Here is a 19,237-nt window from a genome sequence, read left to right as displayed (position 1 = left end):
TTCATTTATTTATATCTTGGCAGCGTTATCGCCATCACCGCCTTCCCGTCTTTTACACTCACTTTTATTCCACATCCGTGGCGGTTTGTAGCTTCCGAGTGGTCGCGCACAATCTGTCGGCAGAGCAGATACGGGATATTGTCAGCCGCAGGTGTGAATATATCCGGGGCAGTGCCAGGCACAGCATATTCACCAGGCATACCAAGCGTCACTTCTATATATTTCACACCTGCGGCCCGCACAACGGCATCAAGCGGTTGGCGGCCGTTCTGCCGGCGCAATATGTCGAAAAGAAAAACAATAAGATTTCTATCGGCAAGAAAAACAAGCCCGCTGTCATCGCCCGGCAGTATATCAGATACAGGCAACGGCCTGACATGAGGTTTGACGCTCTCTGTCTGACGCATGGCCTGCCTGCTCATCACCGAATACAATTCCCTATAATATGAGGCCAGCTCTCCAAGAGCATGCACGTCAACTTCCGGCTCATCCACAATGCGGCGTATACGCCCCGGATAGTACATAGTCTCATGCTTCAATGCCGACAGGCTGTTGTCTGTCACCGAATTGGCCACATGCAGATTGTTGCATTCGAGTTCGGCACGGCGGCATTCGTCATCGGCAAGTTCTATATCAGCACTAAGCCGGCTACGGGAATCCACGGCCATGGCAAGAGATTTCTTTATGTCACACACAATCTTCCGCAAATCATCAGGATAACGCTCTTTTGCCAGTAAATCAATCCTGCCGAGCTTCTCCGCCGGCGTTATATCATCAAGAAGGATCTCATTGATAGTATTTATACGCTCTAAACAGAAACGATAATAAATCCGATGACGGTAATAAAGAAAATAATAAGCAGGCAAAATGCTTACCAAAACAAGTACAAGCAGTATCACGGCTATGTTTTTGTTGGTCTGCGAACTTTGCATCATCCTGCAATAGTCAGCAAGTGTATTGTCTGCCGAAATCTCTTTAAACAGTTGCGTATATACCTTATTATTATAGTCATATAATGTCCACCGGTGAAGAGCTAGGGCAGCGACGGCACTTTCGTTTCTCATATCGAGCACAATGCTGTAATTAGTTGCGACCTTGTCATGATACCATATTATCTCCGGAGACATGACGGAGATATTCCCTTCCCTCACCATTAGATGCCGCCCATCGGGATATAGCGACAGGTAATGCCGATTGAGATACGCCCTACACGAATCTGCATACCGAAGCGTAAGCTCGTATGTGCCGTCTATATTCGAGAAATAAGCGCTGTCTGCATAAGCCTTGGCCATGAAAATGTTTGAGACAGGCTCCGCCACGGATGACAATAAAGAAATAAAGAGTAATAAAAGGACCGTAACGGAGCGGCGTATACCGACAGGAAGACGGAAAAAGAAACGACTGCCGGTACCTTTATCGCTCTCTGCCGATATGATACAGACATCGAATATACGGCTTGTCTTGCGGTACTTGTCTATTATTCCGCGGCAGTTCAGCAATCCGAACCCAGTACCATTGTACACTTTTCGCTCGAAAACAGAGTTCAATTCGTCCGCCGTAAGACCATCACCGGTATCTTCAACCGATATTTCGACATAATCATCAGTCTCTTTCGCGCTAACGGTGACAGTTCCGCCGGCAGGAGTAAACTTGCGGGCATTATCAGAAAGAGTGTTCACCATAAAAAGAGTCAGCGCCCTGTCAGCTTTCACTACCGCCGAAGTATCTTTCACCTTCAAATCTATCCCGCTCATCCTGAAACCGGATACGCCCTTTCCCACAATATCGAAGAGAGGTTGAAGGGCGAAACTCTCTATACGCAAGCCAAGCCTGCCGCTACGCATCCGTATCCAATGTGTAAGCACATCGTTATAGTCGTTTATCCTGTCGGTCAGCTCTGAGATGTACGTATAACGACCGGCACGCACATCATCCGGCTCATCTCTACATTCCAACATACGCACCTCGTTTATTATCCTATCTATAAACGGCATTACACTGTTGACAAGAAATACTTTAGCCCTGTTTTCAAGAGCCTCTCTCTCTCCTGATTCTATGTGTGAAAGGAGAAGGGCGTGCCTTTCCTTTATCTCCTCCTCATAATCGGTCAGCCGGTTCATTTCCGCTTCCTCTTTCCGCTGCCATAAACGCAAAGGACGCAGAAGCATGTCCATCGAAAACTCATCACGACGTTTTCTGTTGAGATAATAAAAAAACAAAAGCATGAATACAAGCACCAGTATTGCCACGATTACGGCTATAATCATGATGTTTAACTGTTTGGCAGCCTTATCATACATGTCTGCACGGGCTTCCAAATAACGGTCCTGGCGCGTCTGCTCCTGCAAGTCTATATAGATATTACGGTTATAATCGCTTGCCTGCTTATCATTAACAGCGGAAAAAGTTACGCTCAACTGTTCTCTGATACTTGCCACCAAATCGGGAGCCTGATATATTTTCCTATCAGCCAAGGCCGAATCAAGATACTGCAAAGCCGCCGCATTGTCGCCAACAGCCATGACACATGACGCCAAAGTGCGGTAAGCACCCGCCGTTTGGTACACATCGCCATAATCAAGAAATATCGAAAGTGACCTTTTCGCCAAAAGTTCCGGAACAATAGAATCTGGAACATTGGTCGGATTGATGTATTTCATGGCCGGAGCGTTATCCTCTATCAGTCTATTCCGGTATCGTATTTTTAACAAGTGCTCGGATAAAGCCTCAAGACTGTTGGCCACAAAAAACGGATAATTCCCCTGCCCGGCCATAATAAGGCATTTAATCAGATAGTCAAACTCACGCTGGCTTATCTCTGCTTGCGAACCGCCTGTTATAATACCGCCGACACCTATGTTATACAGATAATTCAAATACTGCGCAGTGTCTTTCCTAATATCACCATCAGGAGATATAACGGATATGGCATCTATAGATTGCCTTTCCAGACCTACATAGAAATAGTATGTGGAATTGACTATCGCAAATTCCGTCTCCGCATATATCATACGTCGAAGCATGGCATCAGACAGTTCAAAACGCTCCTCATTGATTCTGGATATACGGCTGTTGGCACGTTCCCGATAATCATAAAACCTGCGGTTTTGCGACATTCGCTGGCAAAGACGCATCTTCTGAACCTCGGCTACAAGCAATTCGATTTGATTATCGGTAACATCAAGAGCCTCTTCGAGTTGCTTCTCCGCCAGTTCATAATCCATCCTGGCAATACTGACAAATGCCATGTTGTTCAATGCGGCAGCCTTGCCCGCCCCGTAACCGGCAGACATGTCATAAGCACGCCGTGCATAAAAATAGGTTGAATCGAGATTTCGATAATGATAGGCATAAGATATAGAATTCAACTTGTCCACTTGCTGCCTATCGGAACGTGAACATGCCGAAAAAAACAAAAGGCTCCACAGGCATAAAAGCCATAAGGAGCCTTTTGTGAATGTCATATCATTATCCGCGTGCCTTAGCAATATATCCCAATGCCTCAACACATTTATCGGTAATCGCCTGCCAATTCTCTGACGCTATAACGTCTTTGGGGAACAACTTTGAACCCATTCCGACGCAATATACACCGGCTTTAATCCACGATGTAAGGTTAGCCTCGTCTGGAGATACGCCACCGGTCACCATCAGCTTAGACCATGGCATCGGAGCCATAAGCCCTTTCACGAGATTGGCACCGAGAACGTCGCCGGGGAATATCTTGCAGAGATCGCAACCTGTCTCCTGAGCGGCTCCTACCTCAGACACGCTACCGCATCCGGGAGTATAAGCAACCAAACGACGGTTACAGATCTTGGATATTTCAGGATTGAAAAGCGGACCTACAATAAAGCAGGCACCAAGCTGAATGTAAAGAGCTGCCGTGGCGGGATCTACGACAGAACCGACACCAAGCGCCAGCTCCGGACACTCTTTGGCTGCAAATTTAACCACTTCCCCAAACACTTCGTGAGCAAAATCACCGCGATTGGTAAACTCAAAAGCACGTACTCCGCCGTCATAGCAAGCTTTCACAACCTTCTTTGCCACCTCAGCGTCCTTATGATAGAATACAGGAACCATTCCTGTCTGGCCGATCTTTGCCAAAACAGCTATTTTATCAAATTTTGCCATTATCTAAAATTTAAACGTATCAGTTTATGTTCTTAAACTATAATAATATTAGGTTATCTTTGCACACGTCCGTTGGCATTACCTCCGGCAAGCGACTCCACCTCATCAACGCTTACAAGGTTGTAGTCTCCGTTGATTGTATGCTTCAATGCCGAAGCGGCTACAGCGAATTCAAGAGCCTCTCCCTGAGTAGACTTAGTGAGCAGACCGTGGATAAGACCGCCCGAGAACGAGTCACCGCCGCCTACACGGTCGATAATGGGGTTGATTTCATAACGCTTGCTCTGATAGAACTCCTCACCATTATAAATAAGCGCTTTCCAACCGTTGAAAGTTGCCGAATAGCTCTCACGCAATGTTGACACAACATACTTAAAGCCGAACTCTTCTTTCATCTGCTTGAAAATGCCCTCATATCCGGCAGCGTCAGTCTGTCCTCCCTCAACGTCTGCATCCGGCTTGAAACCTAAACAAAGCTCTGCATCTTCCTCGTTGCCTATACATACATCGACATATTTCATCAACGGGCGCATGATAGAGATTGCTTTCTCGGATGTCCAAAGCTTCTTACGGAAGTTAAGGTCAACAGATACAGTAACACCATGACGCTTTGCCGCCTCGCAAGCGAGTTTTGTCAACTCTGCCGCTTTATCGGATACGGCCGGAGTGATACCTGACCAGTGGAACCAGTCGGCACCTTCCATAATTGCGTCGAAATCGAAATCAGACGGATCAGCGTCAGCTATGGCACTGTGAGCACGGTCATAAATAACCTTTGACGGACGCATTGAGGCTCCGGTCTCGGCATAGTAAAGCCCGACACGCTCTCCGCCACGTGCTATAAACTGTGTATTTACACCGTAACGGCGCAATGAATTAACCGCTATCTGACCTATTTCGTGAGCCGGTAACTTGCTGACAAAATACGCATCATGTCCATAATTGGCGCAACTTATCGCAACGTTAGCCTCTCCGCCACCGGGAATGATACGGAAAGAATCGGTCTGAATGAAACGGTCATTGCCGTTAGGAGACAGGCGGAGCATTATCTCGCCCAATGTAACTACCTTAGCCATTTTCTAAAATATTTTTATTATTATTGTTTTGATAGATCTACAGTTTGTGAGCACAAAAATAGTACTTATTTCTCAAATGGCGAAACAAAACTGACAAAATCTTTCTTATTTTGTAAAATATTGAACTGTGCATTTACACAATTCATTTTTTATTGGTATTTTTGCATTGTAAAAAATTACTGATAAGACATGGCCGCCGACAAAATAAGAATCAAGGACGTTGCCGAACTCGCCGGTGTATCGGTAGGTACGGTGGACAGGGTTATACACAACCGTCCGAATGTATCCAAAACAGCGCGTGAGAAAGTGGAGAAAGCACTGAAAGAGATGGACTACCATCCCAACATGTATGCCAGCGCGCTTGCCTACAACAAGAAATACAATTTTGATTTCATAATCCCAAAGCATGAATCCGAAGCATATTGGGAAGAGATAGAGGAAGGAGCGATGAGTGCGTGCGAGCATCGCCGCGACTTCAATATCAACATGAAAATGATGTATTACAATCGCTTTGACAAGAACACATTCGTGCAGGTCACAGAGCAGTGTCTCAAAGACAGGCCGGACGGAGTGATTATAGTTCCGACGACACTTGATGTGATGCGCGAGTTCACCGACATCTTGCACGATCAAGACATTCCTTTCATACTCCTCGACTCATACATGCCGGATCTTAAACCATTGTCATTCTATGGGCAGGACTCGTTTTTCAGCGGATATTTTGCCGGTCGCATGCTTATGCTGCTGGCAGCGAAAGAAAATGAGATAATGCTCATGAAACAAATGAAAAACGGCAACGTGGCGAGCAAGCAGCAGGAAAACCGGGAGACCGGCTTCCGGCATTACATGCGGGATCATTTTCCCGAAGTAAAAATAACCGAGGTAAATCTTCCTCTTAACAAAGAGCGTGAACAATATGATGACATTCTCGACACTTTCTTCAAAGAGCACCCTCATGTACATCATTGTATAACTTTCAATTCAAAGGCACATCTTGTCGGTGAGTTTTTACAGAAAAGCAACAGACGTAACGTGCAAATCATGGGATATGACATGGTCAATAAAAACGCTGAATGTGTAAAGCAAGGTTCCATTTCGTTCCTCATCGCACAACATGCCTACATGCAAGGCTTCTCGTGTATCGAGACTTTGTTTGAAGCCATTGTACTAAAAAAAGAAGTGACACCCATCAACTATATGCCGATAGAAATTCTCACAAAAGAAAACGTCGACTTTTACAGACGTCAACAGCTATGAACGCATATTCCATGAAATCCCCTACATCACCGCTGAAGACATATAATCCAATGAGCAAAAAGCGTGACTTCACGGATGAAGAATATCGATTCATGACAAACAATCATGATTTTCAATAACTTAAAATACCTACTAAAATGGAACAAACATTCATCAAAATCAATCCGGCCGACACCGTTGTTGTCTGCCTGCAACAAAAAAGCAAAGGCGACACCATCGAAATAGACGGCAAGACCGTCATCCTTAACCAGGACACCCCGGCGGGACACAAAGTCCTCATCACCGACACCCCCGAAGGAGCCGACATAATAAAATACGGATACCCGATAGGACACGCCTGCAAGCCCCTGAAAGCCGGCGACTGGGTCAATGAGAACAACTTGAAGACCAATCTATCGGGAACTCTCGAATATACATACAACCCCGTAAAAGAAACTCTTGATATCAAGGATGAAAAACGAACCTTCAAGGGATACATGCGTAAAAACGGCGAGGTTGGCACCAGAAACGAGATATGGATCGTGCCCACCGTGGGATGTGTCAACGGCATTGCCGAGAAACTTGCCGGCAAACTGCGCCATGAGACAGGCTGCGAAGGCATAGACGATATCTATGCATGGCATCACAATTACGGCTGCTCACAGCTCAGCGGTGACCACGAGAACACACGCAACGTGCTACGTGATATCGCCCTACACCCCAATGCTGGCGGTGTGCTCGTGCTCGGACTCGGATGCGAGAACAACCAGCCGGAACTGTTTGAGCAGTTGCTCGGCGACTATGATAAAGAAAGAATAAAATTCCTCGTAACCCAAAAGGTTGACGGCGATGAGATTGAGGCCGGAATGGATATTCTGCGCAGTCTCTACGCCACGGCAAAGGAAGACAAGCGTGAGGATGTGAGTGTAAGCAAGTTGCGAGTGGGCTTGAAGTGCGGCGGCAGCGACGGTTTCAGCGGCATCACTGCAAATCCGCTCGTTGGCGAGTTTTCCGACTGGCTCGTGGCCCAAGGCGGAACATCAATACTCACCGAAGTGCCGGAGATGTTCGGTGCCGAGACGATTCTGATGAACCGTTGCGAGACCGCTGAACTGTTCGGCAAAACCGTGAGCATGGTAAATGATTTCAAAGAATACTTCCTCAGCCACGGCGAGCCCGTGGGCGAAAACCCCTCACCGGGCAATAAGGCGGGAGGCATATCTACCCTCGAGGACAAAGCTCTCGGCTGCACCCAGAAATGCGGACGCGCTCCCGTCAGCGGAGTGCTCAAATATGGAGAACGGCTCGACACCAACGGCCTAAACCTGCTATCTGCTCCCGGCAATGACCTGGTAGCCTCAACGGCACTCGCTTCCGCTGGATGCCAGATTGTACTTTTCACCACCGGCCGCGGCACACCGTTCGGCACATTCGTTCCGACAATGAAAATAGCCACCAACCCCACCCTGGCCGCCCGCAAGCCTAACTGGATCGATTTCAGCGCAGGCCAGCTCATCGAGGGCAAAACCATGCAGGAACTTGTACCTGAGTTCATCGACAAGATACTCGCTGTGGCAAGCGGAGAGAAAGCCCGCAACGAAATAAACGACTACCGTGAGATAGCAATATTCAAAAACGGTGTAACACTATAACGATTTGAACAAAGGTCTCATAGCATTAAGTCCGTTACTGGTATTCGTCACCTTGTATCTCGTCACCTCCATTGTGGCAGGTGATTTCTACAAGGTGCCGATTACCGTGGCGTTCATGGCATCATCGGTATATGCGGTAATCATAAGCCGAGGCAGGACACTGCGCCAACGCATCGACATTTTCAGCCGTGGAGCCGGCTCAGAACAGATGATGCTGATGCTGTGGATATTCATTCTGGCGGGAGCGTTCGCAAACAGCGCAAAGGTGATGGGAAGCATAGACGCCACCGTGAACCTCATGCTGACCATACTCCCCGGAAACATGCTCCTGGCCGGTCTTTTTCTCGCGTCATGCTTCATATCCCAGTCTATCGGCACGAGCTTCGGAACCATCGTGGCACTCGCCCCGATTGCCTCAGGTCTGGCACATTCCACGGGAGCAAGCGTCCCGATGATGGTGGCAGTGGTTGTGGGAGGATCCTTTTTCGGCGACAACCTGTCATTCATTTCCGATACCACCATCGTATCCACATCCACTCAAGAATGCAAGATGAGCGATAAGTTCAAGGTCAACTCATTTCTCGTAATGCCGGCCGCGTTCCTCATTCTCATCATATACATACTACTCGGCAACAACATTAGCTCGCCTCAGAGTATCCCGGACGTGGAGTATACGAAAGTAATACCGTATATCGTAGTACTTATCACGGCTGTGTGCGGACTTAATGTCATGGCCGTTCTCGCCCTCGGCATATCGCTCACAGGACTCATAGGACTGCTCGACAACTCATTCGACACCTACGGATGGTTCAAGACTATCGGCGACGGTATCACAGGCATGGGCGAGCTTATAATAATAACGATGCTCGCCGGAGGAATGCTCGAACTGATAAAAGTAAACGGTGGTATAGACTACATCATCAAAAACATGACGCGCCGCATATCCGGCAAGCGCGGAGCCGAACTGTCGATAGCGGCACTTGTAAGCATAGTGACCATGTGCACGGCCAACAACACGGTGGCAATCATCACCGTCGGCGGTATAGCCCGCCGCATAAGCCAACGTTTCGGCCTTGACAATCGCAAATGCGCCAGCATCCTCGACACCATGTCGTGCTTCACCCAAGGGTTGCTGCCATACGGGGCACACCTGCTACTGGCAGCCGGAATAGCCTCGACAAGCCCCATGAGCCTCATCCCATATCTTTATTATCCTTTCTGCATAGGTGCAGCCGCCGTACTTGCCATCATATTCAGATACCCGAAACGATACTCATGAAAACAATGCCGGTGATACAGCGAAACTTCTTCCGGCTCCTGCGCAGCGGAACTTTCGGAAGAAAAGACGAGCCATTGGAACCCATGTCCGAATGGAAATGGGACCGTCTGTGCCAACTGGCGCTCATGCACGGTGTAGGCGCACTCGTGGCAGACGGAATAAAAGCATACTCGGATGATTTTTTCTTGCGACTGTCGGACAGGCAAAAGGATAACTGGCATAGAATTACCGAAGAGACGGAAGAGCGAAACAAAGAGACAGACATGTGCCTGGCCGAGCTTTTCGACACGTTCAATCATGCCCACCTGCGCCCTATATTACTGAAAGGCCAGGGCTTCGCATCACTATACGACCGACCCGGCCACCGCTCGGGAGGAGACATAGACATATATTTCCCTTACAAACCGCAAGCGGAAAAGGCCGACGCATGGGCTATCGAGCATGGCACAGAAAAAGACGAGAGTGACAGAAACATGCTGAAATACTTCCGTCACGGCATTAAGATAGAACATCACAAGCAAATGATGTATCTGACAAACACACTGCTCAACAGGCGCTTACAAAAGATTATAGATAGCGAAATACGATGCTGCGACTCCGCATACCGCATCATAAACGGAACGAAGATAGAGATCGTGCCTCACACACTGAGTCTTCTTATCATCATAGTTCGCATGGCACGCTATATCATGAACGAAGGCATCAGCCTGAAACAACTTATCGACTTCGGGATGTTTCTCAGAAAAGAAGGAGACAAGGTGGACTTCGTAAAACTGCAAAAATGGATCGGCAAACTGCAGCTGCAACACATGGCACTACTCGAAGGAGCACTTCTCGTAAAGCTGATGAAATTTGATGAGGATGAGCTACCGTTCATAAACTTCAAAAACGACACGGACACCACTACAATAACCGACGACATTTTCGACATGAACGGCAGCCATACAGTAGACTGGTTCTTTACCCAGGGCAAACATGTGTTCGTCACGACAAGCAACTCGAATGCCATGCTATGGCACATCCGTCACACCGCAAAATTCTTCAAATATTATCCAGCTGAGATTTTCACCAATTTCTTCGCTTCTTTTGCCCGCTCACTATCACGCATCGAGGAATAAAAAAATAAGGAAAAGCATACATAGACCGGCAAACGCCCTGTATCTGATGTAATAATAATATCATAAAAAAACGCCTTTAATTTTCCGCAAAATAGAAAATCAAAGGCGCTGTTTTACCCAAACATGTCTATAATTATGCTGTTTTCAAACACATAATTTACATATATTTAACACTGGCTACTACCTTTGGATACATTAAGGTGCTTGTAGCCTTGCATTCGGTTGCCAATTGGAAGATAACGGATTGCTAAACGCAACGCAACGAGCGGCTAAATGCAGACCAATAAGTATCCCGTTGCAAAGCGGGAAACAAACCCTCAACACCCAACAAGCAGTAATACACTGTATATCAAACACTTAACAAAACAACGTAAAATACACGTTTTTTTCGACCACTGGAGTTTTATTTCAAAACAACCGAGTATTCAAGAGGATTTTGTAAATATATCCAACCAATCAAACCTGCCTGATGAGAGGATGTTCGTCACTGCACTATTTTCCTCATATTAAGCACACCTATCTTTCCGTCGGAAGTGATCTTCGCATCCACCTTGTAAGTACAGAAAGTCTCTTTCTCTGTGTCACTACGGTCTATCTTCATATCTACCGTGAACATCACGCCATACTCACGGCCTCCATCTGCCGTCTCCTGCTTGTTTATCTTCCAGTCACCATTAGGCCTGAATACAATCGAATTTATGTCTTCCGGCTCATGTATGCGTGCCATATAATCAAGGACATCGCTCTTCGTGGCATTTGCCTTGTGCAAGAAATCGTCCATTACCGGACTTACAGACGAAGTCAGCCCGGCTTCGTCACCGGTGGCAAGAGCGTTGAAAAAAGCTGTGAACAACCGGCTTACCTCCGTCTTGTCTGTATCGTCCACACGTTTTGCCTCCATGCGGTCAAATCTGTCACGGGCCTCATCTACATACATTCCGTCCGCATGCGCGTCTATATAGTTCCTGTACGAATCGCGTGTATCTGTCTGTGTGGCCGAAATCCAGTCGAGAGAGTCTATCTTTATCTTTGCCTCCACATTATGCACACTTCCAGGATGCAACCTCATGTAACGCTCGAAAGCTGTTTTCGTTCCGTTTACAACCGCATCGGTCCACTCTGCGTCGATCTTGCCCAACCTGTCGAGACAGGCTTTCACCGAGTCGCGATGCTCTGCCGGAGCGTCCTCATACATGTCAAGATATGTCTGCAACACAGCCGGTTCTTCACTCGAAACGGCATTCTCGTATGCCTCCAACTCATTGCGCTGCTGCTCGCCAGTATAAAAATACACGCCAACGAACACGGCTATCAGAACTATGACAAAACAAACGGCAAAAACAGTATACCCTGTTTTCTTTTTCTTCGGTGCATTAACCGCACCGACAGATTCCACTGAATCATCCGATGACTGTGCACCTACATTGCCGGCACCATCATTTCGGGTTGCCTTGACGGTGTGCAACTGATGATGACAACCCGGACACAAGTCCAAATCATTAAAAACGACCTCTCCGCAATCGGGGCATTTCATCACCTTTCCGGCTATCTCTATGCCACAACTCGGGCACGTCTTGGCCATGTCGCTAACCTGATGGCCACACTCCGGACACTTTATTATTGCCATATTCTACTCTTTTATTTTTTCCGAAACTTTGACATTATGCCTGTATCTGATTTCACGCAGGCCGTGATTTCCCATGAACCTGCTTTTATCCACATACCCGTTAACCCCGTTCAGGCTTCCTTTTCCGGTATACTGCCACATGGCTATATCCCGCTCGTCTGCCAATACCGGCTCACGCTCCGTGTACTGGGCTATCATCAGAAGATAGTCATCCACTTTTCCACACAGATGCTTGTTGTAAAAATTGGTATATGTATACAATAGTGGTTTCTGATGGTATGCTTCTTCCACAAGCCGAAGAAACTTAAAAAGCGAGTCGCAGAACTCATCTGTGCCGTATCCGCCGGTCGACTCTATATCTATCATAGGTATAAGATCCTGTTCTCCCGGCAGACACTGTGTCTTGAAATTTTCCAACTGCTTGGCCTGCTCGGTCTTCGGGCGGTAAAAATGATAGCTTCCCACTTTCAGTCCGTGCCTGTGGGCCAATTCTATGTTACGCTCATATCTCGAGTCTATCCTGTCACCGCCCTCAGTGGCTTTCAGGTACACGTATGCCATCTTGGTGTTTTCTCCCACCGCCTCCCAGAACACTTCTCCCTGATAGTGGCTCATGTCTATTCCGTGAACGTGTGTACAAGTATCCTCACACTGCTCGTAAAAATCCTGACCACGCATGTATAGGGACATTAAAAGCAGTAATATAATCGTCAAATATTTCATTATATGATAGCAAAATTAGGTTGCAAAGATACTAACTATTGACAAAATAAATGTAACTTTGCCGAAAAATATTAATATATGAAGTATTTATTAACCATGATTTGGGCTGTGTTTCTGCTCATATCATGCAACGATGATAATGAAATACCTAACAATCACAAGCCCCCGTCTGCCGCAAGGAAAACAGTGATTGTATATATGATAGCTGAAAACAATCTGTCCGGTAACGCCACTGCCGACCTGACAGAAATGGCAGCCGGGTCGAAGAACATTCCAGACGATGTAAACCTGGTGGCATTCGTAGACAATACAGACAGGAACAACCCTCCATACATCGCAAGAATTGCAGGCGGAAAGATATGCAAGAACACGGGATACAACAGTGCCGGAAATGAGTTTTATGCCTCTGACCCGCAAAAGATGAGCGAGATACTGAGCAGAATCATTACGGAGTATCCGGCAGAAGAATACGGACTGGTACTATGGGGACATGCAAGCGGATGGCTGATAGAACAAGACACGATAGCATACCGCACCGCTCATCAAGCCTCCCAAACGGTACGCAGGGCCTACGGATATGATACTGGTGCGGACATGGACGGAAATGGCGGACGAAAATGGATCAACATACCCACTCTCGCAAATGTTCTCGAAGGACTTCGAATACGATTCAAATTCATCCTCGCAGATATATGCAACTTCCAGTCGGCCGAAGTCGCATACGAACTGCGCAACACCGCGGATTTCATAATAGGATCACCGGCAGAAATACCGGCTATCGGCGCGCCTTACGACAAAATAGTGCCATTACTGTTCGGCACATCAGACGATTTCTATAAGAAAATCGTAGACACATATTTCGAACAAGAAGATTATTACGGCAATAAAGTGCCACTCTCTGTGATAAAGACAAACGAGATGGAGTATCTGGCCTACATCACAAACAGGATTATAGCACTGCTGCCGGAAGACGGAACGATAAAAACAGAAGATGCTATCTTTTATTATGGAGAACGTTCAAGAGCGGATGTTATCAAGATTCTAACCGATATAGACTGCATAATGAGCGGAAACATACGGTATGCCGAAGCATACGACGAATGGAAAGCACAGCTCAACAGAACGGTAGTGTACAAGAAATGGACGAGGAAATGGACCACGTCATACAATATTGATTTCGATTTCAAAGACGCGGAAGGCCTATATGGCGGAATGAGTGTCTTCGTGCCGCAAAAGATATATGACGACAGGGTTTTACGGTACGATTACAACAATGATATAAAACGGTTGGAATGGTATTATGCCGCCGGAATGGATTTTTATTATAATAAATCCATAAAAAAAGATATTGACAATATCTATTAGACATTTATTTCGTATCTTTGCATCCCACATATTTTATTATATGACGATGGCTTTGTGCCATGATATTTAGTAACTTTGCATTCACAAATACAAAAAACATAAGATTATTATGGTTGAGAAAAATTGCAGTGAAAACGAAGAGAAAAAAAGCTTGAGCTTCGTTGAACAGATGGTTGAAAACGACCTTGCGGAAGGGAAAAACGGAGGAAAAATACAGACACGATTTCCTCCCGAGCCAAACGGATATATCCATATCGGACACGCCAAGGCCATCTGTATGGACTTCGGAGTGGCGGAAAAATACGGCGGAGTATGCAATCTGCGCTTCGACGACACCAATCCTTCGAAAGAAGACACCGAATATGTTGACTCGATACTCAACGACATCAAGTGGCTCGGTTTTAAATGGGGCAACGTTTATTATGCATCCGACTATTTCCCACAACTTTGGGATTTCGCAATATGGATGATAAAAAACAATCTCGCATACATAGACGAACAGACATCGGAGCAGATTGCCGAACAAAAAGGCACTCCGACCACTCCGGGAAAGCCGAGTCCGTACCGTGACCGCCCGATAGAGGAAAGTCTCAAACTGTTCACCAAGATGAACACACCCGAGGCCGTGGAAGGTTCAATGGTACTGAGAGCCAAAATGGACATGGCAAATCCCAACATGCACTTCCGCGACCCGGTAATGTATCGCATCATCCACACTCCGCATCACCGCACCGGAACGAAATGGCACGCCTACCCGATGTACGACTTCGCACACGGACAGAGCGACTATTTCGAGGGTGTCACCCACTCTATATGCACGCTGGAGTTTGTGCCTCACCGCCCTCTATACGACAAGTTCATAGACCTGCTCAAAGAGTCGGAAAACAAAACGGAAAACGAGTCAGGCTACCGTCCGAGACAGATTGAGTTTAACCGCCTGAACATCACGTACACAGTGATGAGCAAGCGCAAACTGCACACTCTCGTGGACGAACAACTCGTAAACGGATGGGACGACCCGCGAATGCCCACCATCTGCGGTATGAGACGACGCGGGTATTCATCAGAGAGCATAAGAAATTTCATACGCTCAATCGGTTACACCAAGTTTGACGCACTGAACGACTACGCACTGCTCGAAGCAGCCGTTCGAGATGATCTCAACAAGAGAGCTACACGCATATCGGCAGTGATAAATCCCGTGAAACTTATCATCACAAACTATCCCGAAGGAAAGACGGAAGAGATGGAAGCGGTGAACAATCCGGAAAACGAAGCCGAGGGAACCCATACCATCACGTTCAGCCGTGAACTGTGGATAGAACGGGATGACTTCATGGAAGACGCTCCGAAGAAGTTTTTCCGCATGACACCAGGAAAGGAAGTGAGACTCAAAAACGCCTATATAATAATGTGCACCGGATGCAAAAAAAACGCAAACGGGGAGATAGAAGAAATCTATGCCGAGTATGACCCGCAGAGTAAAAGCGGCATGGACGGGGCAAACAGAAAAGTGAAAGGCACGCTACATTGGCTAAGCGCAGGTCACTGTGTGCCTGCCGAAGTGCGCCTATACGACAGACTGTTCAGCGTGGAAAATCCGTCGGCCGATGATCGTGACTTCCGAGAACTGCTCAATCCGAAATCACTGACAGTACTCAACAATTGTTATGTGGAGAGATTCATCACGGAAAAAAATGTCGGTGACTTCCTGCAATTCCAGAGAATCGGATATTTCACGATAGATAAGGATACCACAAAAGATAAGTTGATATTCAACCGCACAGTGGGACTTAAAGACACATGGGCAAAAATGAACAAATAAGGCCTCGAAGAATATTTAAGTAATGCAAATAGACGACGAATACTTCGACAGTAAAGAGTTTAAGGAAGTATTAAACTCATACGAAGAATCAATCGAATCGGGCGATACTCCCTTTATGGATGTTGACGATTTGGTTGATATTGCCGACTATTATAACTACAAAGGCAAAGCGGCAAAGTCTCGGGAAGCAATAGGGCTTGCGCTCGAATTGTATCCCGAGGCCGCATCGCCGCTAATATTCAAAGCATGCGAAGAATTGAGAAACGGCCGGATTGAAAATGCGGAAGAGCTTGCCGGCTGTGTCACAGATAAAGAAACACCTGACTATAAATATCTTGAAGCGGAAATATTGATAGCCAAAAACGAAATCGACAAAGCGGAAAAATTCCTTCATGAGTATTTCATGACCGTTGAACCGGATGATTACGACGATTTTGTACTTGACATAGCAAACATATACATAGACTATGGAATAAACGACAAGGCGTATCAATGGATGACGCGGGCAAAAAATCATCACAGTTCCGACTATAAGGAACTTATGGCAAGGGCACTGTTCGGAATGGGAAAATTCAGCGACAGCGCCGATATTTTCAATGAGCTTATTGATGAAAATCCGTATTCCAAGAACTATTGGAATGCCTTGGCCAGCGCACAGTTCATGGAAGAGAAGTTCAGCGATGCCATAACGAGCAGCGAATATGCGATTGCCATCGACCCGACAGACCCCGACGGACTGATAGCCAAGGCCAACGGCCTGTACCGTCTTGGTAATTATGAAGAGGCATTGAAGTATTATGAAAGATATTGCGACGTGGTTCCCGATGACGAATTCGGATGGCTAAACACTGGTACATGCCTCGCATATCTTGATTTATATGACAAAGCAATAGAGGCCCTGCTTAAAGCTGAGGCCGCGGCACAGTCCAGTTCACCATACAGAGTGCAGATTTATCAGGAACTCGCTTTTGCGTACAGCGCAAAAAAAATGCCAGACAAAGCGCTGGAGGTCCTCGACAAGACAAAAAGCATTGACTGCAATCATGCTGATATAGACGTGCTTAAAGGACATATATTACTGGAAAACGGCAGATTGGAAGAGGCGGAAGACATATACAAACAAGCAATCATAAAATCTGAGAGCAATCCCGAGATTGTATTACGCATCACAGTATCATTATACGATAACAAATACATCGAAGCGGCATACAATATGTTCAAAAAGTTATTTGAAGTAACGGAAGACGGTTTCAATCAAGGATACGCATATATGGCACGTTGCTGCTGGGATATGAAAAAAGCGGATGAGTTTTTATACTATCTTAAAATTGCAGTAAAACGTAATCCGAAAGAAGCGGAAAACGTGCTTTCAAATATCTTCCCGAAAGATATCAAGCCTGAGAATTATTTTGATTACATGATTAACAAATTAAATATTAAATAATAGAATGAATATTATCTCGACACTGTTAGACAACCTTAATTACGGAACGATTCTCTTTTTAATGTTCATCGAAAGCAGTGCCATACCTTTTCCGTCGGAGGTAGTGGTGGCACCAGCGGCATATCATGCCGCGGCAGGTGAATTGGATATTTTTCTTGTAATACTATTTGCGACCATCGGAGCTGACCTTGGAGCTACCGCAAATTATGTTGCCGCTTATTTTCTAGGCAGACCTATAATATACAGATTTGTCAACAGCAGATGGGGAAAGATGTGCTTACTGAATCAGGAGAAAGTGGAAAAAAGCGAAAAATACTTTTATGATCACGGCACGGTAGCGACACTGACCGGAAGACTGCTGCCTGTAATAAGGCAATTAATATCCATTCCGGCCGGACTGGCAAAGATGAACTATTGGAAATTCCTGCTCTATACAACAATAGGAGCCGGTTGCTGGAACGGCATATTAGCCGCACTCGGCTGGTATCTGCATTCGATCGTTCCGGAAAACGAACTCAATGATAAAATATCGGAATACTCACATCAGATTCAATTATTCATTATTGTAGCGTTTATCATCGCCGTAGGTTACTTCGTAATTAAAAGAATGATGAGCAAACGCGGCAAATCCACCAAATAACAATTAAACAAATTAATCATTATGGCAGCCAACAACAATCACTTGGTTATCATGGCAGGCGGCGTAGGCAGCCGTTTTTGGCCCATGAGCACAACGGACAATCCGAAACAGTTTATCGATGTCCTCGGTGTGGGAAAATCGCTGTTACAGCTCACGGTAGAGAGATTTAAAGATATATGCGACCATGACAATATATGGATTGTAACCAACGAGAAATATATTGGCATCGTGAAAGAACAGCTTCCGGATATACCCGAAAGCAACATTCTTTGCGAACCGTGCAGAAGAAACACAGCACCATGCATCGCTTATGTAAGTTGGAGAATAAAATCGAAAGACCCCAAAGCCAATATCGTGATTTCGCCAAGCGACCACATTGTCACAAACACAGCGGAATTCACACGTGTAATCTCCGGATGCATGAAGTTCACGAGCGAGAACGACGCCATAGTCACGCTTGGAATAAAACCTTCACGTCCTGAAACTGGCTACGGATACATACAGGCCGACCTGTCTTCAAGTTCACTGAGAAACAAAGAAATATACAAAGTAGACTCTTTCCGTGAAAAGCCCGATCTGCAAACCGCACAGCAATATATACAGAAGAAAAACTATTTCTGGAATGCAGGTATCTTCATTTGGAACGTAAACACTATCGTAAACGCATTCAGAGTATACCAGCCAACCATGGCAAAAATATTCGAATCGCTTATACCTGTATACAATACGGATAATGAGCAAAAAGAAATCAACCGGCTGTTTCCTGAGTGTGAGAACATATCAGTGGATTACGCTATAATGGAAAAGGCCGAAGAGATTTTCATCTGTCCGGCAGATTTCGGGTGGAGCGATCTCGGCACATGGGGATCCCTACTCACACAGACAAAGAAAGACCTATACGGAAACAGTTGCATAGGAAAAGACATAAACCTGTTTGAGACACACAACTGCATGATCCACACCATGCAGGAAAAGAAAGTGGTCATCCAAGGGCTCGACGGCTATATCGTGGCGGAGAACAACGACACTCTCCTTATATGTAAACTATCGGAAGAACAACGCATAAAACAATTCTCAGGACAGAATTAAACAATATCAACAGAATAACAATCAAC

At 46.1% G+C, this 19,237-nt stretch carries 14 protein-coding genes; 9 read left to right on the top strand and 5 right to left on the bottom strand.

From position 1 onward, the window contains the following. Window positions 1-5 precede the first annotated feature (5 nt). The 3 genes from HPS53_RS04660 to HPS53_RS04650 form a co-directional block, all read right to left on the bottom strand. Window positions 6-3,377 carry a DUF5112 domain-containing protein gene (locus HPS53_RS04660; protein WP_371741773.1) on the bottom strand — a complete coding sequence of 1,124 codons (3,372 nt, stop codon included), beginning with the start codon at window positions 3,375-3,377 and terminating at the stop codon, window positions 6-8. Between the two features lie 91 nt (window positions 3,378-3,468). After that, entirely contained in the window at window positions 3,469-4,137 is a 669-nt protein-coding gene (locus HPS53_RS04655) for a bifunctional 4-hydroxy-2-oxoglutarate aldolase/2-dehydro-3-deoxy-phosphogluconate aldolase (RefSeq protein ID WP_104368982.1), read from the bottom strand. A 53-nt stretch (window positions 4,138-4,190) separates the two neighbouring features. After that, window positions 4,191-5,213 (bottom strand): sugar kinase, encoded by a 1,023-nt coding sequence (locus tag HPS53_RS04650; protein WP_104368981.1) that lies wholly within the window; start codon window positions 5,211-5,213, stop codon window positions 4,191-4,193. A gap of 189 nt (window positions 5,214-5,402) precedes the next feature. On the opposite strand from HPS53_RS04650, the gene HPS53_RS04645 reads away from it, so the two are divergent. The 4 genes from HPS53_RS04645 (at window position 5,403) to HPS53_RS04630 (ending at window position 10,498) form a co-directional block, all read left to right on the top strand. Continuing rightward, window positions 5,403-6,470, top strand: a complete 1,068-nt coding sequence (locus HPS53_RS04645) for a substrate-binding domain-containing protein (RefSeq protein WP_172204711.1) — start codon at window positions 5,403-5,405, stop codon at window positions 6,468-6,470. Between the two features lie 137 nt (window positions 6,471-6,607). After that, window positions 6,608-8,101 carry a UxaA family hydrolase gene (locus tag HPS53_RS04640; RefSeq protein WP_172204709.1) on the top strand — a complete coding sequence of 498 codons (1,494 nt, stop codon included), beginning with the start codon at window positions 6,608-6,610 and terminating at the stop codon, window positions 8,099-8,101. Between the two features lie 4 nt (window positions 8,102-8,105). Next, window positions 8,106-9,380: a Na+/H+ antiporter NhaC family protein gene (locus HPS53_RS04635; RefSeq protein ID WP_172204707.1), complete on the top strand. Its 1,275-nt coding sequence runs from the start codon at window positions 8,106-8,108 to the stop codon at window positions 9,378-9,380. Further along, window positions 9,377-10,498, top strand: coding sequence for a nucleotidyltransferase family protein (locus tag HPS53_RS04630; protein ID WP_216651885.1), 1,122 nt, complete (start codon window positions 9,377-9,379; stop codon window positions 10,496-10,498). The genes HPS53_RS04635 and HPS53_RS04630 overlap by 4 nt, the downstream gene beginning before the upstream one ends. Before the next feature lie 484 nt (window positions 10,499-10,982). Here the strand turns inward: HPS53_RS04630 and HPS53_RS04625 are convergent, their stop codons facing one another. Next, the gene (locus HPS53_RS04625) at window positions 10,983-12,125 is read right to left on the bottom strand and encodes a zinc ribbon domain-containing protein (RefSeq protein WP_172204705.1); all 1,143 of its coding nucleotides are present in this window, start codon (window positions 12,123-12,125) and stop codon (window positions 10,983-10,985) included. A gap of 3 nt (window positions 12,126-12,128) precedes the next feature. Then, window positions 12,129-12,848, bottom strand: a complete 720-nt coding sequence (locus HPS53_RS04620) for a GH25 family lysozyme (protein WP_172204703.1) — start codon at window positions 12,846-12,848, stop codon at window positions 12,129-12,131. Between the two features lie 78 nt (window positions 12,849-12,926). On the opposite strand from HPS53_RS04620, the gene HPS53_RS04615 reads away from it, so the two are divergent. From HPS53_RS04615 to HPS53_RS04595, 5 genes are all read left to right on the top strand, one after another. Further along, the gene (locus HPS53_RS04615) at window positions 12,927-14,213 is read left to right on the top strand and encodes a clostripain-related cysteine peptidase (RefSeq protein ID WP_104368975.1); all 1,287 of its coding nucleotides are present in this window, start codon (window positions 12,927-12,929) and stop codon (window positions 14,211-14,213) included. A 109-nt stretch (window positions 14,214-14,322) separates the two neighbouring features. Further along, window positions 14,323-16,038: a glutamine--tRNA ligase/YqeY domain fusion protein gene (locus tag HPS53_RS04610; protein ID WP_172204701.1), complete on the top strand. Its 1,716-nt coding sequence runs from the start codon at window positions 14,323-14,325 to the stop codon at window positions 16,036-16,038. A gap of 22 nt (window positions 16,039-16,060) precedes the next feature. Continuing rightward, window positions 16,061-17,482: a lipopolysaccharide assembly protein LapB gene (locus HPS53_RS04605; RefSeq protein WP_172204699.1), complete on the top strand. Its 1,422-nt coding sequence runs from the start codon at window positions 16,061-16,063 to the stop codon at window positions 17,480-17,482. Between the two features lie 4 nt (window positions 17,483-17,486). Further along, the gene (locus tag HPS53_RS04600; RefSeq protein WP_104368972.1) at window positions 17,487-18,122 is read left to right on the top strand and encodes a DedA family protein; all 636 of its coding nucleotides are present in this window, start codon (window positions 17,487-17,489) and stop codon (window positions 18,120-18,122) included. 21 nt (window positions 18,123-18,143) lie between these two features. Further along, a complete protein-coding gene (locus HPS53_RS04595; RefSeq protein WP_104368971.1) occupies window positions 18,144-19,211 on the top strand; it encodes a mannose-1-phosphate guanylyltransferase in 1,068 nt (355 codons plus the stop codon). Window positions 19,212-19,237: the final 26 nt, after the last annotated feature.

This window comes from Prevotella sp. PTAC, from assembly GCF_013166535.1.
In the GTDB taxonomy this organism is placed as follows: domain Bacteria; phylum Bacteroidota; class Bacteroidia; order Bacteroidales; family Bacteroidaceae; genus Prevotella.
The sequence above is the reverse complement of the archived record's forward strand: the minus strand, read 5'-3'. Positions and strand labels throughout refer to the sequence as shown.

Bases quoted from the DNA above. Each gene is read 5' to 3' on its own strand.
- HPS53_RS04655 (WP_104368982.1), bottom strand. From the start codon at position 4,137: ATGGCAAAATTTGATAAAATAGCTGTTTTGGCAAAGATCGGCCAGACA.
- HPS53_RS04650 (WP_104368981.1), bottom strand. From the start codon at position 5,213: ATGGCTAAGGTAGTTACATTGGGCGAGATAATGCTCCGCCTGTCTCCT.
- HPS53_RS04645 (WP_172204711.1), top strand. From the start codon at position 5,403: ATGGCCGCCGACAAAATAAGAATCAAGGACGTTGCCGAACTCGCCGGT.
- HPS53_RS04640 (WP_172204709.1), top strand. From the start codon at position 6,608: ATGGAACAAACATTCATCAAAATCAATCCGGCCGACACCGTTGTTGTC.
- HPS53_RS04630 (WP_216651885.1), top strand. From the start codon at position 9,377: ATGAAAACAATGCCGGTGATACAGCGAAACTTCTTCCGGCTCCTGCGC.
- HPS53_RS04625 (WP_172204705.1), bottom strand. From the start codon at position 12,125: ATGGCAATAATAAAGTGTCCGGAGTGTGGCCATCAGGTTAGCGACATG.
- HPS53_RS04620 (WP_172204703.1), bottom strand. From the start codon at position 12,848: ATGAAATATTTGACGATTATATTACTGCTTTTAATGTCCCTATACATG.
- HPS53_RS04615 (WP_104368975.1), top strand. From the start codon at position 12,927: ATGAAGTATTTATTAACCATGATTTGGGCTGTGTTTCTGCTCATATCA.
- HPS53_RS04610 (WP_172204701.1), top strand. From the start codon at position 14,323: ATGGTTGAGAAAAATTGCAGTGAAAACGAAGAGAAAAAAAGCTTGAGC.
- HPS53_RS04605 (WP_172204699.1), top strand. From the start codon at position 16,061: ATGCAAATAGACGACGAATACTTCGACAGTAAAGAGTTTAAGGAAGTA.
- HPS53_RS04600 (WP_104368972.1), top strand. From the start codon at position 17,487: ATGAATATTATCTCGACACTGTTAGACAACCTTAATTACGGAACGATT.
- HPS53_RS04595 (WP_104368971.1), top strand. From the start codon at position 18,144: ATGGCAGCCAACAACAATCACTTGGTTATCATGGCAGGCGGCGTAGGC.